This is a genomic window from Cohaesibacter haloalkalitolerans, from assembly GCF_003574655.1.
Lineage (GTDB): Bacteria > Pseudomonadota > Alphaproteobacteria > Rhizobiales > Cohaesibacteraceae > Cohaesibacter > Cohaesibacter haloalkalitolerans.
The window spans coordinates 123,914-136,915 of sequence record NZ_QNUM01000005.1; the positions used below are offsets into that span (position 1 = coordinate 123,914).

General features: G+C 57.8%; 10 protein-coding genes and 1 tRNA gene. 7 read left to right on the top strand and 4 right to left on the bottom strand.

Translation table 11 applies throughout. The annotated features are described in order from the left end of the window. The first annotated feature begins 4 nt into the window (after window positions 1-4). Together DSL70_RS13645 and DSL70_RS13650 are read left to right on the top strand one after the other, a co-directional pair. The gene (locus DSL70_RS13645; protein ID WP_119308808.1) at window positions 5-850 is read left to right on the top strand and encodes an ABC transporter ATP-binding protein; all 846 of its coding nucleotides are present in this window, start codon (window positions 5-7) and stop codon (window positions 848-850) included. Beyond that, window positions 850-1,599, top strand: coding sequence for an ABC transporter ATP-binding protein (locus tag DSL70_RS13650; protein WP_119308503.1), 750 nt, complete (start codon window positions 850-852; stop codon window positions 1,597-1,599). The genes DSL70_RS13645 and DSL70_RS13650 overlap by 1 nt, the downstream gene beginning before the upstream one ends. A gap of 95 nt (window positions 1,600-1,694) precedes the next feature. On the opposite strand, the gene DSL70_RS13655 is transcribed toward DSL70_RS13650, so the two are convergent. The 3 genes from DSL70_RS13655 to DSL70_RS13665 all read right to left on the bottom strand — a co-directional run bounded on the left by DSL70_RS13655 (window position 1,695) and on the right by DSL70_RS13665 (window position 5,860). Then, window positions 1,695-2,657: a DUF2332 domain-containing protein gene (locus DSL70_RS13655; RefSeq protein WP_119308504.1), complete on the bottom strand. Its 963-nt coding sequence runs from the start codon at window positions 2,655-2,657 to the stop codon at window positions 1,695-1,697. A gap of 217 nt (window positions 2,658-2,874) precedes the next feature. Further along, on the bottom strand, window positions 2,875-4,485 hold the full coding sequence (locus DSL70_RS13660; protein WP_119308505.1) for an ABC transporter substrate-binding protein: 1,611 nt from the start codon (window positions 4,483-4,485) through the stop codon (window positions 2,875-2,877). A 226-nt stretch (window positions 4,486-4,711) separates the two neighbouring features. Next, window positions 4,712-5,860 carry a mandelate racemase family protein gene (locus DSL70_RS13665; protein WP_119308809.1) on the bottom strand — a complete coding sequence of 383 codons (1,149 nt, stop codon included), beginning with the start codon at window positions 5,858-5,860 and terminating at the stop codon, window positions 4,712-4,714. A 474-nt stretch (window positions 5,861-6,334) separates the two neighbouring features. Here DSL70_RS13665 and DSL70_RS13670 point away from each other — a divergent pair, with 474 nt between their 5' ends. Beyond that, window positions 6,335-7,078, top strand: coding sequence for a FadR/GntR family transcriptional regulator (locus DSL70_RS13670; protein ID WP_119308506.1), 744 nt, complete (start codon window positions 6,335-6,337; stop codon window positions 7,076-7,078). A gap of 382 nt (window positions 7,079-7,460) precedes the next feature. Here the strand turns inward: DSL70_RS13670 and DSL70_RS13675 are convergent. Further along, a tRNA-Gln gene (locus tag DSL70_RS13675) sits at window positions 7,461-7,534 on the bottom strand. 850 nt (window positions 7,535-8,384) lie between these two features. Between DSL70_RS13675 and DSL70_RS13680 the strand changes: the two genes are divergently transcribed. The 4 genes from DSL70_RS13680 to hemH all read left to right on the top strand — a co-directional run bounded on the left by DSL70_RS13680 (window position 8,385) and on the right by hemH (window position 12,782). After that, window positions 8,385-10,064 carry a Ppx/GppA phosphatase family protein gene (locus DSL70_RS13680; RefSeq protein WP_245418211.1) on the top strand — a complete coding sequence of 560 codons (1,680 nt, stop codon included), beginning with the start codon at window positions 8,385-8,387 and terminating at the stop codon, window positions 10,062-10,064. Window positions 10,065-10,238: 174 nt separating this feature from the next. Continuing rightward, window positions 10,239-10,973 (top strand): RlmE family RNA methyltransferase, encoded by a 735-nt coding sequence (locus DSL70_RS13685; protein ID WP_119308507.1) that lies wholly within the window; start codon window positions 10,239-10,241, stop codon window positions 10,971-10,973. A gap of 8 nt (window positions 10,974-10,981) precedes the next feature. Next, a complete protein-coding gene (locus DSL70_RS13690; protein ID WP_119308508.1) occupies window positions 10,982-11,527 on the top strand; it encodes a GNAT family N-acetyltransferase in 546 nt (181 codons plus the stop codon). Window positions 11,528-11,747: 220 nt separating this feature from the next. Continuing rightward, window positions 11,748-12,782 (top strand): ferrochelatase, encoded by a 1,035-nt coding sequence (gene hemH, locus DSL70_RS13695; protein ID WP_119308509.1) that lies wholly within the window; start codon window positions 11,748-11,750, stop codon window positions 12,780-12,782. The last annotated feature ends 220 nt before the right edge of the window (window positions 12,783-13,002 follow it).

A 13,002-nucleotide genomic window follows, 5' to 3' on the forward strand; every position in this document is an offset into this window, starting at 1 on the left:
AGAGATGAACTCCGACACCATTCTCGCGGTCGAGAACCTGTCCATCCGCTATCGCGGTACGCCGACGGATGCGGTGCGCAACGTGACCTTCAACCTTGGCCGCGAGCGGCTAGGGATCGTGGGGGAAAGCGGCTCGGGCAAGTCGACGGTTGGCCGCGCTCTGCTCAAGCTGTTGCCAACGGCCGATATCAAGGCCGACCGCATGCAGTTTCGCGATATCGACCTGCTCAACACGCCGGAAAAGGAAATGCTGAAGGTGCGCGGGCGGCGGATTTCGATGATCCTGCAGGATCCGAAATTCTCCCTCAACCCGATCCAGAAATGCGGGCCACAGGTCGCCGAGGCTTACAGCAACCATATCCGCTGCAGCAAGAAGGAAGCAAAGCAGCGCACATTGACGATGCTTGAATCCGTGCAGATCCGCGATCCGGAACGGGTCTACGGGCTTTATCCGCACGAGGTTTCCGGCGGTATGGGCCAGCGCATCATGATTGCCATGATGTTGCTCACCGATCCGGATGTGGTGATTGCCGACGAACCGACCTCGGCGCTCGATGTGACTGTGCGCCTGCAGGTGCTCGACATCCTTGATGCGCTGGTGCGCGACAAGGGCATCGGCCTCATCATGATTTCGCACGACCTCAATCTGGTGCGCAATTTCTGTGATCGCGTGCTGATCATGTATGCGGGGCAGGTCGTGGAAGCGCTCAACGCCAACGAAATGCACAAGGCCCAGCACCCCTACACAAGGGGTCTGCTTGCTGCGCAACCCCATATCGGTGGCCCGCGCCAACCCTTGCCGGTGCTTGAACGACGCCCCGAATGGCTCGAAGATGTGAAGGTGGTCTGATGAAAGCGATCTCGTTTGACAAACTCAGAATTCAGCTCGGATCCGCGCTTATTCTGCCTGGCGTCAGCTTTGATGTGAAAGCCGGGGAATGTTTCGGTCTGGTGGGGGAAAGCGGCTCTGGCAAGTCCACCGTTCTGCGTTGCATGTCGCTGTTGTTCCATTCCTGGAGCGGAACCATCAGTATCGATGGCAAGTCCGTGAAGGAGATGGGCCCCTTTGAGAGGTGCCGTACCTTCCAGATGGTGTTTCAGGACCCTTATGGATCGCTTCACCCGCGCCATTCGGTCCGGACGACCCTGTCCGAACCCCTGAAGATCCACAAGCTCGACAATCACATCGAGCGCATGGAGCAGGCGCTGATCGAAGTGGGGCTGCCGGTCGACTTCCTCGACCGCTACCCTCATCAGCTCTCCGGCGGCCAGCGTCAGCGTGTGGCCATCGCCCGGGCGCTCATTCTGGAGCCGGACATCCTGCTGCTTGACGAGCCGACCTCGGCGCTGGATGTGTCGGTGCAGGCGGAAATCCTCAATCTGCTGGTCCGGTTGCGCGAGGAGAAGGGCTTCACCTACCTGATCGTCAGTCACGATCTGGCGGTGGTGGATCACATGTGCGACCGGTTTGCCGTCATGCAGGGCGGCAAGGTCGTTGAGGTTCTGCCGCGTGAAGCCATTCCCGGCAATGAAGCCATCATGCCCTACGCCCGCGAACTGATTGCAGCCAGCCTGCAATATGAGCGGACAGTGGAATAGCTCCTCATAATAATCCTCCCGGGGCAATGTCGGTTGCCCAACCTCAAGGCCTTTGCTTCTCGGCAAAGGCCTTTTCTCTGCCGCTCTCCAAGCCGTCAGTCGGGCGCAATCCAGTCAATGGACTGGCCGTGCGGCCCGGTCCAGGCAAGGGGCTTGCCATTCCTGCACAGGAGAAATTTGCCGTTTTCCGGCGCAGTCAACCCGGTGGCAAACTGCGGGAAAACGCGCGGTGACTCATTGCTGAGCCAGACGGCGCCGGAGGCCAGCATATGCGTTGCAAAATCATCCCGCAGCGGCTGGTGCGGGATGTAGCTGAGCACAGCGGTATGGAAGACTACGAGAGTTGCGTCCTGCGGAGCTTGTGCCATCAGGGCGGTGAGGTCTCGGGTCAGATCGCCCTTCACCAGCCTTGGCGGATGTTTTCTGGCGATGCGCATGGCGGCCCTCAGTCGCTGAAGGCGCTGATGGTGCTCCGGCCAGACAAGCGTTTCCAGCCAAGCCATATCCTCGCCATTCGTTACGTCAAGCGGATTGAGATCAAGCCCGGCGCGCCAGACAATGTCAGGATAGTGCGTCGGCAACGGCGTTGTCTCGGATGCAGGGCAATCAAAGACCGGGGTATCCTCAAGCGCCGCTTGGGGAGGGGTAAGGCGCTGCCGTCCCCAGTCATAGCCATAGTGCTCGGGCAGCAGGCAAAGGCCAGCGGATGCTCCCACCTCGATGAGGGCGATAGGCCCCTTGATCTGGGCGAGGGCGGGCAGAAGGGCTGCACATCGGGCCGGCTCATTGGTCTGCGTTGTTCTGCTCAGCATGACTGCGGCGATGGCGTCTCCATGTGCCAGCAAAGCCTCATCCAGAGCTTCAGGGGAGGCGGGGATATCAGTGACAAGGCGCACGGCCCCAAACAGCAGATTGGGCTGCTGGCGATCCGGTGGCAGCTGCTCCAGAAAGCGAAGGCAAACGGCAGAGCGGGCCACATGGCTTGCGAGCTTCTCATAAAGCGGCGACTGGCCTGCAGCTTCGGTGCGGGCAAATCGTTCGTATCGCTCGGCTATCATGGTGCACTCCGGTTGGATCTTGTTTGACGAAAGGGTCGGCTGATGGTGGCAATTTGGCAGATGCCAACAGGCAGCAGCCCCGCTGTCGAACGGTAATCGGACCATGTCTCCGTGTGATGACATCACCTGACAGGCAAGCGATACCAGCAGGAGACAAAAAAAGAGCGCATCGGAAATGCGCTCTCTCATGGTTTGTCTGTTGGTCGGCTCTGAGGGGCTATTCGGACTTGGTCACGGTCTCGAAGCGACATACCCACGGATCAACGATCACGTGTTTGACGTTGGCCTGATAGGCCGCCGTGACAACGCGTTCGGAGAAGGGCTGGATGGAAGGGATGATTTCCTTGTCCATCTTGACCTGTATGTCCTTGTAGATTTCGGTCTGCTTTGCCTGATCCGGCTCGACAAGGGCCTTCTCGATAATGCTGTTCAGCTCTTCGCTGAAGAAGCTTGTCCGCCAGCCCTGATAGTTGGTCAGCTTGGCTTCATCGGCGTTGTCGGGGTTGTAGACCATGGCACGCAGGTTGCTGTCCGGGTGCGGGAACTGACCACCACCACCACGGCCGACGATCAACTCGAACTCGCGGTTGCGCATGGCACCATAGATCTGGCTACCACCACCGGTGATGATCTCGGCCTTGATGCCTGCCTGTGCCAGCGTTGACTGGATGGCCGTTGCGGAATCGAGGAACTCCTGCGTCGAGATCGCACGAAGGGTGGTGTTGAAGCCGTCAGGATAGCCAGCCTCTGCCAAGAGGGCCTTGGCCTTGGCAACGTCAAATGTGTAACCCGGGTCCTTCATGGCTGAGAAGGCTCCGGAGTTGATTGGGCGCTGACGTTCCACACCAAAGAACGGCATGATGGTTTCGTTGATGCCCTTGTAGTCGATGAGATAACGCAGCGCCTCGCGAACCTTTGGATTGGCGAAGCGTTCGTCCTTCATCGATACGGCGAGATAGTAGAAGCCTGCGCTCGGGACCGAAGTGATGGTCAGGTCGGACTTTTCCTTGAGGGCCTTGAGGTCGGCAGCCGCCAACGAGAAGCCGATATCCAGATCGCCCTGTTCAAGACCGAGGCGCTGGGTTTGGGATTCTGGCAGATGACGCATCAGCACGCGCTTCATTTCCGGTGCTCCGCCCCAGAAATTGTCATTCCGCGTCAGGATGACATATTCGTTGGCGCGCCATTTGGTCAGCGAGAAAGCCCCTGAACCGGCTGAGTTGTTGATCAGCCAGTCCTTGCCCATGTCACCGTCTTTTTCGTTGCTCATCACGAGCTTGGAATCAAGAATGGAGCCTGGCCCCGCCTGGGTCAGCACCATGATGATCAGCTTGGGGTCATCAGCCTGCGGCAGGGTGAGCACGAAGGTGTGAGCATCTTTGGCGACAAAATACTTATCGACATCTTCCGATTTGAAGCCGCGGGACTTCAGATAGGATGCCTGCGCAAGATTGAGTGTCAGCAGCCGCTTGAAGCTGTAGGCAACATCATCTGCGGTGACCGGATTGCCCGATGCGAACTTGGCGTCAGCGCGCAGATGGAAGGTGACCGACATGTTGTCCGGTGCGATATCCCAGCTTTCGGCAAGGCGCGGTTCCAGAGCGCGCGTCTCCGGGTTGAGCTGGGCAAGACTGTCATAGACGTTGTTCAGGATCTGAACAGCTTCGCCGCCAGTGATGGCGGCCGGATCCATCGTCAGCACGTTGTTCATGTTGAACGCGACGATAAGCTGGTCTTTTGGCGTTTCTGCCAGTGCGGCAGAGGTGAAGCTTGCGGTACCAGCCATGAGCATGGCACCAAAAGCGACAGTAGCGAGCAGTTTTTTCATGTTTCCTCCCAATAGTAACCATGAATTACTCTTGCTATGTACGACTGATCAGACATGTGTATGACATATCTTGTCAAGTTTCCTGTCGTCGCACGTAGCCTGAATGCGCAGAAACCTCGTCTTTCCTCTCGATGCATGATCTTTCCGTGAGGCTTCTGCCATGATCCCGGAACTCCGGGCAGAAAGATCGGGGAGGGCATGGGCGACGCCCCCTCCCGCAAAGTGTCTAGAGAACCCGGTTGTTCTCGATGAAATCGAAATCAATGTCTTCGCCAAGGCCGGGGCGGTCCGGCACATGGACATAGCCGTCGCTGTCCATCGGGTCGGACAGGGACTTCAGATAGTCGAACCCGTCGTCATATTCGAGGAACGGATGCAACAGGCCGCGCTCGTACCAGCGGCAATTCTTGGAGGCGGCCACCACATGCAGGTTCATGGCCGTGTTGCCATGCACTTCGCAATTCATGCCGAAGCATTCTGCCATGCGCATGGTCTTGATGGCCGGGGTGATGCCGCCTACGTCGTTGACGCCGGTGCGCAGAATATCGCAGGCACCAAATCGGACCCACTCGGCGCGATGCCAGTGTTTGCCTGCCGCGCTTTCGGGGCCGAGCACCGGAATGTCGAGATTGTCGGCCAGCCATTTGTAGGAAGACAGAGACTGTTCGTCGAGCGGTTCCTCGATCCAGTCAAAGTCGAGCTTTTCCAGCCCGCGCCCGAGCGCCAGAGCATCAGTGCGGGAATACCAGTGGAAAGCGTCAATCATCAGGCTGATGTCGGGCCCTACAGCCTCACGGACGGCGGCGCAGGCCTTGAGATCCATCTTCACATCGGGGGCCCAGCTGACAGGTGGCATCCATGTATGCAGCTTGATGCCCTTGTAACCGCGCTTGACCAGCGTTTCGGCGAACCGGGCATAATCCTCAGGCGTAGCAAGGCCGCCTTCCAGCTCATCGCCACACATGATGGAGCCATAGGCCAGCATCTTGTCGCGATAGCCGCCAAGCAGCTTGTAGACCGGCTGATTGAGCGTGCGGCCAGCAAGGTCCCAGAGGGCGCAGTCGACAACGGCCAGTGTCCGGTCGGTCAACTGGGCGGCGGAGCCGCGTTGCCAGTGAGCCAAATCCTGCCAGAGCCGTTCCCTGTCGCGGTGATCCTGACCGATGAGAACCTTTTTGACGAACTTGTCCAGCACATGCGGACGCACAATTTCAGGCGGGCAGAAGGAGTAGCCCTTGTGGCCATCTTCCGTGCTGATCGTGAGCATTGCCTGTTGAACCTTGTGAGCGGGTCCGGGATGACCATGACCGGCGCTATCGGAATGGCGGCGAGTCGTTGTCGAAAAGACCGTTGCTGAAACGTCGGTGATAATCATATCAAAAGACCTTCCCATAGCCTCATGATGGCTACTTTTCCATTTTTCACATTGTTACGGTTATTTCCCGCATTCGTCAATATTTGTCATACAGATTTGTTGAATTGTTCATATAGATATATGATATGATGGTGTGTATGCTCTGCGAGCGAAGGCTTGGGGCGTTCATCTTGTTCAGAGAAGCGCCTCATAAATGCAAGGGATTATGCGGAATTGCGCAAAAATGTGCTCAATCTGCGTGTCAAATTTGAATATCGGGGAAAATATGATAAATAGTCATATTGATTGCAAATCAGGCATACAGATACCGAACCGGCTTCTTTCTGGTGTGATCGCGATGGCGATGCGGAAAAGGATGGTCGGAAGGCCCTCAGCATATGTATGGGGCCTTGCTGGACAAAAGCCTGTTGCAATGCCCCGATGAAGCAGTCGGTAGAAGGATTTGGGTTTTGAGCTACCCAGGAAAGGCAGACAATGGACGCTGGACTTGCAGATAAAAAAGAGAATGGCGGCAAATCGCAGACATTGGTCAGTCAGATTAGTGATCATCTGAGACGCGAGATTGCCACGGCGAAATATATTTCCGGAGATCGCCTGCCGAGTGAGGCCGATCTGGGCAAGCGTTATGAGGTGAGCCGGACGGTCGTGCGCGAGGCTATTGCGATTCTGCGATCCGACGGCTTGGTTGAGGCGCGCAAGGGGGCGGGGGTCTTTGTCCTCGACCCGCAACAGGCTCGGCAGTTCCACCCCTTTGCCGATTTGTCCTCTGACAGGATTTCGGAAGTCATCGAGCTGTTGGAAATGCGCTCGGCCTTTGAAATCCGTTCCGCCGGACTGGCCGCAGCCCGTCGTTCCTCAGCTCAGCTTGAAAATATCCTCAAGGCTCATGCGGTGGTTGGCGAAGCCATGGATGCCGAAGAGTGGCCCTATGAGGCGGATTTCCAGTTCCACTATGAGATTGCCGTTGCCACCCAGAACAAGCGCTTCCCGCAATTTCTGGCCATGATCCGCCCGGGAATCATACCGCGCAAGGATCTGACTGTGGTCAATGACCGGCGCAAGATTCATCCGAACCCGCACCTGCATCGCGAACATGCAATCATCCTGCAGGCCATTGTTGATGGGGATTCTGAAGCGGCGGAAAATGCCATGAAAACGCATTTGGAAGGGGCGCTGTCGCGCTACCGCAACATGCTGCGCGAGAGCCTGAAAGTCTAGGAAGGAGCATTCTTCTTCCTGTTGGTCGGTCTCGCACGCTTTCTTGTTCGGTCTCTTGCGATGTGCCTTGAATGCTGTTTTCAACAAGTTGGCAAAGCGTGGCGCTGTCGAGCGAAGGTCTGGCGTGCAGGGCGCCGCGCGCCTGTGGCCTCTTTTCCTTGCGACACCATTTTTCGATTTCGCCGTCTTCTTTCCCGGTTTTTGATCACGTGGACAGCGCTTTGCTTTTGCAAGGCGCAAGGGCTGCGCCTGTTCTGGCTCCGTTTGAGCGTTGGCGTCCAATCGCAACCCTCAGTCATCACGGGACAATGCGTTCGCCAGCACAAATAGCGCTTGTTGGCGCATCCATTAAGATCTGAATTCAGGGAAAGAAAAAGAGAAGTGGCTGGGGAACCTGGACTCGAACCAGGACCGACGGAGTCAGAGTCCGCTGTTCTACCATTAAACTATTCCCCAGCAGGAACAAAGGCTTGCGCCAAAGTTTTAAAGAAGCGGTAGAACGTTGTTTTCGAACGTTGTGCGGGGTTTCTATCCCTGTCCTACCCATGCGTCAAGAGGGGTTTTTGAAAAATATGTGACTGCAGCCCGTTTTTGCTTTTTTCCCACAGGAGCGTTGCGTGGATAGCTTGGAGGGGATGAAAAGGCGACGTGGATCATGTCGCAGAACCCACTCAGAGGGCTGCGCTAGGATGCTGGCGAGAGGCCGTGAACGGGGTTCAACTCGCACGAGGCAGCGGTTGTCTGCATCGGACTGCCCATCACTGGCGGGCGCGAACGAGACCGATTCTTGGCGCGGTAATTGCATTTCGCGGGTTGCCCTTTGGCTTCATGCTGCTAGACTAGGGGAGACAACACAATTGAATCACGAGCTGCGCGCCGTGATTTGTCCTCACGATTGCAGCGCAGCAGGAGACAGATATTGGCACATGATGGTGGCGAGGCCCCCAAGGGGACTCGTGCATCTGTTGGCCCACGACGTGTTCATAACGGCAAACGCGGTTCCAATCGACAAAGAACAGCACATGCCAATGATCAGACCAGTGATCAGAACACGGTACCTGTCGGTATAATTGGTGAGAGGGCTGCTCTGTCCAGCAAGCCCGGCACACCACAGGATACTGAGCAACAGGAGAAGTTTGCCCAGCACAGGGCAAATGAAACCGATGGCCAGCAGCAAAGGCGAAAGAGTCGGCGCTCGCGCTCTCGCAACAGACGCGACAATGCCCATGGCAATGGGCCCCGACAGGAGCTGCCCAACACGCTTTCTGAAGAAAAGCGTTCTCATGGCGGGGATCAATCCCATTCCGTGAACGTCAATGCTATATCCGGTCGTGGCGATGCTGCGGCCGCTTTTCGTGCATCCCGCTCCTCGTCCGGGGTCACACCGGCGGCCACGGGTTTGGCCGATGGTGATCAGCCAAAGGCCAATCACGAAAAACTCGCTGCTTCTGCTTCTGCCTCTGCTTCCGAATCCGACGCATCTTCCGCACGCAAATCGTCTCGCCGACGCAAGCGCGGTGCAAAAGCCCGCGCCAACGGCAATGGCGGGGGGGGAAATCTGGTAACGAGCGCAGCAAGGGACAGTCGTCCGACCTCTGGCAATGCACAGCAGCCACCTGACACCTCCACCAGGAGCAAGGCAGCTGAGTTTCCCATGGGCTCGATCATTGACGAGCAGAACAGGAACAAGTCTGTCCGCAAGCGACGAGAGGCCGCGCTCAACCAGAAGGCTACAGCTCAGAAGGGCCTGCCCAACTGTGGCGCGCAAGCTGATGGGCGCCGCGCTCACAACCGGTCGCAAGATGCGCAGGCCGCGGGGCAGCGGCCCCATGCCGACCACGCGACCGAGACCTATGCGGCACTTGATCTGGGAACCAACAACTGCCGTCTGCTGGTTGCCGAGCCCTATGGTCAGAGTTTCAGGGTCATCGATGCCTTTTCCCGGATCGTTCGACTGGGCGAGGGGCTTTCCCAGTCCGGGCGTTTGAGCGAAGAGGCGCAGGATCGTGCGATTGCTGCGCTCAAGGTCTGTCAATCCAAGCTCAACTATCGCGCCGTCAAGCGCTTCCGTCTGATTGCGACGGAAGCCTGTCGCCGGGCGGTGAACGGGCCCGCCTTCCTCAACCGGGTGCATCGTGAGACCGGGCTGCGTCTGGAGATTGTCAACCGCGAAACAGAAGCTCGTCTGGCCGTGGCTGGCTGTGCCTCGCTGGTGCATCCCGAAGCGGATGGCGTGGTGCTGTTTGACATCGGCGGTGGTTCTTCAGAGATTGTCTGGCTCGATCTCGACAAGGTCTCCGATGACAACGCCCTGCATCCGGGGGAAAAGCGCAACCGCCAGACCCGTCGCTCCCTGCGCCATCTGTCTGAACGGATTCGCTGTTGGACCTCGCTTCAGGTTGGCGTAGTCACCCTGTCCGAAAAGCATGGTGGCAAGGTGGTAACCCGCGAACATTTCGAGAGCATGGTGGAAGACGTGCGCGGCATGCTGGGCCAGTTCGAGGAACGCGAGGCGCTCGCCAAGGCCATCGAGACCAAGCATATCCATATGCTTGGCACCTCCGGCACGGTGACAACGCTGGCTGGCGTTCACCTCGGCCTTGAACGCTACGACCGGCGTCAGGTCGACGGAACATGGCTGACGGCAACCGAGCTGCGCGACATGATTGGGCGTGTGCTGGACATGAATTTTCAGGAGCGGATGAACAACCCCTGCATCGGGGCCGATCGGGCTGATCTGGTGCTGGCAGGCTGTGCCATTCTCGAAGCCTTCCACAGGGAGTGGCCATGTTCGCAACTGCGCGTCGCAGACCGCGGTCTGCGCGAGGGCATCCTGATGGAAATGATGATTGATGACGGTGTCTGGAACCCGCAGGTCAATCAACCGGGCAAGAAGGCTGGCCCCAAGAAGAAGCGCTCTCGTCGCAGGGGCGGGCGTGGCCATCGTGGTGGCCACAGCAAGGCCAAGACTGCCGAAAGCAAGTGATGCGTCGAAATTGGGTGTTTCTGGCCAGTGAAGTTACTGGTCAGGGCTTTGCAGATCGGTTTTCTGCCCCTATATCGGTGCGTAAATATCAACAGGACAGATCGAAGGGTCCGGTCTGCTGCCGGTTTGGCGCAGACGACCCATCGGATACCAAAGGCAAGTGGAGCTCGACAGATGGCGAAAAAACCCGCAGGCGGTGGTGAAGGGCGCAGCAGCCGCGGTCTTCGCGTTGAGAAGGTCAGGGTCAAGACAGCGCGCGGACGCAAAAGCTCCTCGACGCGCTGGCTGCAGCGGCAGCTCAATGACCCCTATGTCCAGCGCGCCAAGCAGGAAGGTTTCCGCTCGCGCTCGACCTTCAAGCTGATCGAGATGGATGACCGGTTCCAGTTTCTGAAGCCGGGCATGCGCGTCGTCGACCTTGGCTGCGCGCCGGGGGGATGGTGCGACATTGCCGCCCGTCGGGTGCAGTCCAACAGTGACAATCCGCTGGTGGTCGGCATCGACTATCTCGGTATGGATCCCTTGCCCGGCGTGACCGTGCTGCTCAAGGACTTCCTTGATGATGACGCGCCGAAAATGCTGATGGATGCACTTGGCGGTCACCGGCCCGACATTGTCCTCTCGGACATGGCGGCGCCGACTACGGGGCATCAGCAGACCGACCATTTGCGCACCGTGCATTTGTTCGAGGTGGCGGCCCTTTTCGCCAAGGAAAACCTTCGGCCCGGCGGCGTCTTCCTTTCCAAGGTGTTCAGGGGCGGCACGGAGCATGAAATGCTGGCCGAACTGAAGCGCGACTATCAGGCCGTTTATCACATCAAGCCGCCGGCAAGCCGCAAGGAAAGCCCGGAGATGTATGTCTTCGCCAAAGGCTTCCGTGGGCGCACTGATGAAGATACGGGAGAATAGCGGCCATCATGACACCGGACATCAGGCCATATGTGACGGAAAAGGCGGAGGAATTCTGCGCCTTTCTCAAGCAGAGCTGGCTTGATACCTATGGTCCCGAAGTCGGCAGGGCGGCAACGGATGGCCTGATCGCCAGCATGCTGGGCAATGGCATCAAGGCACTTGTGCCGGGACGCGATGAAACCGCCTGTCTGGCCGAACAGGGCTCCCGCATCGTCGGATCGATCATCCACGCTCAGCGGCAGGGTTTTGTCTATGTCTGGGGGCTCTATGTCGCACGGCAGAAGCAGCGCATGGGCATCGGGCAGGCGCTGCTGTCACATGCCCTCAAGGACTGTCATGACGATCTGATCGTCGAGGTCAGTGTGCTTGTGGCAAGCAGGAAGGCCCGAGCCTTCTATGACAAGCTTGGTTTCAGGCAAGTGGCCGAGGAATGCTTCGAAATGGGCGCAGGCAACTTTGTTCCCTCCGGCATCCTGCAGGCGCCAGTTTCAACGATCCGCAAACTCTACACCGCATCCAAACCTCTTTCCCCGGCGTCAGCTCTCCTCTGATTCTTTCTTTTGTCCCGCCATTGGATTTCGCATCAATTGACCAATTGCAGTATTGCGAGAAATTCATGTATTTTGGGACGGATTTGATGCAGCCGCACATTGGCGTTGCTACATATGAATTTCGAGAGAGGGCTAAATCGCCTTCCCGGGATCTCCTGCAATTTGACCCGTGCATGGACCCCGCTGATTGAAGCAGACCGACCGATATAAGGACCATATCATGCAGACACACTGGCCCGACAATCACCCAACCGTTGCGTTTGGCAAGATAGGCATCCTGCTGGTCAACCTCGGCACCCCGGACGGCACGGATTACAAGTCGATGCGCCGATATCTCAAGGAATTCCTGTCGGATCAGCGGGTCATTGAAGAGCCCAAATGGAAATGGTGGCCGATCCTCAATGGCATCATCCTGCAAACCCGTCCGCAGAAATCGGGTAAGGCCTATGATGCGATATGGAACAAGGAGCGCAACGAAGGCCCGCTTCTGACCATCACCCGCAGTCAGGCAGAAAAGCTTGCCGAGCGCTTTGCAGCCATGGAGCTTGGTCGTCCGGTCGTGGTGGATTATGCGATGCGCTATGGCAATCCATCGATCAAGTCAAAGATCGAGGCGCTGGCGGAGATGGGGTGCGAGCGGCTGCTCGTGTTGCCGCTCTATCCGCAATACGCCGCCGCAACCACGGCCACGGTCAACGACGCGGTGTTCGACGTTCTCAAGACCATGCGTTGGCAACCAGCCTTGCGGACACTGCCGCCCTATCACGACAATCCCGCCTATATCGATGCTTTGGCAGCCTCGTTGAAAAGCAGCCTGGCAAAGCTCGATTTCGAACCGGAGGTCATTCTCGCCTCCTATCATGGCATACCGAAGCGCTATTTCGAAAATGGCGATCCCTATCATTGCCACTGCATGAAGACCTCTCGTCTGGTGCGCGAGGCCATGGGGTGGTCGGCCGATTACATGCGCACCACCTTCCAGTCGCGCTTTGGCCCTGAAGAGTGGCTCCAGCCCTACACCGACAAGACCGTTGAGGGGCTCGCCCAGTCCGGAACCAAGCGGATCGCCATCTTCAATCCGGGCTTTTCTGCCGATTGCCTTGAGACCCTTGAGGAAATCGATGTCGAAAACCGGCATATCTTCATGGAGCATGGCGGTGAGCAGTTTGCCCATCTGCCCTGTCTCAACGACAGCGAAGAGGGTATGGAAATGCTCGCTCTGCTGACCATCACCGAGCTGCAGGGCTGGGTGTAAAGGCTCTGCCAAAAGATCCGTTGTCGCCTCAGAAGGTCAAAGGGGGGCAAGGGGAACAAGTCGAGCGGGTTTTTGTGCGGGAAGTGTGCCTTGGGGCGCGCTTCCCTTTTTTCTATGACCCCCTCAAAATTTAAGATGTCTCTGTTTTGTCGATGTTTCTTGAGTTGGTGGTCGTCTCTGTCCGTTGGTCCGGATACGGCTGGGTAGGAAGCCGGCAGGA

What these genes read in the sequence shown, in the direction of transcription:
- DSL70_RS13665 (WP_119308809.1), bottom strand. Translation starts at nt 5,860, where the DNA reads ATGATTATCACCGACGTTTCAGCAACGGTCTTTTCGACAACGACTCGC.
- DSL70_RS13690 (WP_119308508.1), top strand. Translation starts at nt 10,982, where the DNA reads ATGACACCGGACATCAGGCCATATGTGACGGAAAAGGCGGAGGAATTC.
- DSL70_RS13660 (WP_119308505.1), bottom strand. Translation starts at nt 4,485, where the DNA reads ATGAAAAAACTGCTCGCTACTGTCGCTTTTGGTGCCATGCTCATGGCT.
- DSL70_RS13670 (WP_119308506.1), top strand. Translation starts at nt 6,335, where the DNA reads ATGGACGCTGGACTTGCAGATAAAAAAGAGAATGGCGGCAAATCGCAG.
- DSL70_RS13645 (WP_119308808.1), top strand. Translation starts at nt 5, where the DNA reads ATGAACTCCGACACCATTCTCGCGGTCGAGAACCTGTCCATCCGCTAT.
- DSL70_RS13685 (WP_119308507.1), top strand. Translation starts at nt 10,239, where the DNA reads ATGGCGAAAAAACCCGCAGGCGGTGGTGAAGGGCGCAGCAGCCGCGGT.
- hemH (WP_119308509.1), top strand. Translation starts at nt 11,748, where the DNA reads ATGCAGACACACTGGCCCGACAATCACCCAACCGTTGCGTTTGGCAAG.
- DSL70_RS13655 (WP_119308504.1), bottom strand. Translation starts at nt 2,657, where the DNA reads ATGATAGCCGAGCGATACGAACGATTTGCCCGCACCGAAGCTGCAGGC.
- DSL70_RS13650 (WP_119308503.1), top strand. Translation starts at nt 850, where the DNA reads ATGAAAGCGATCTCGTTTGACAAACTCAGAATTCAGCTCGGATCCGCG.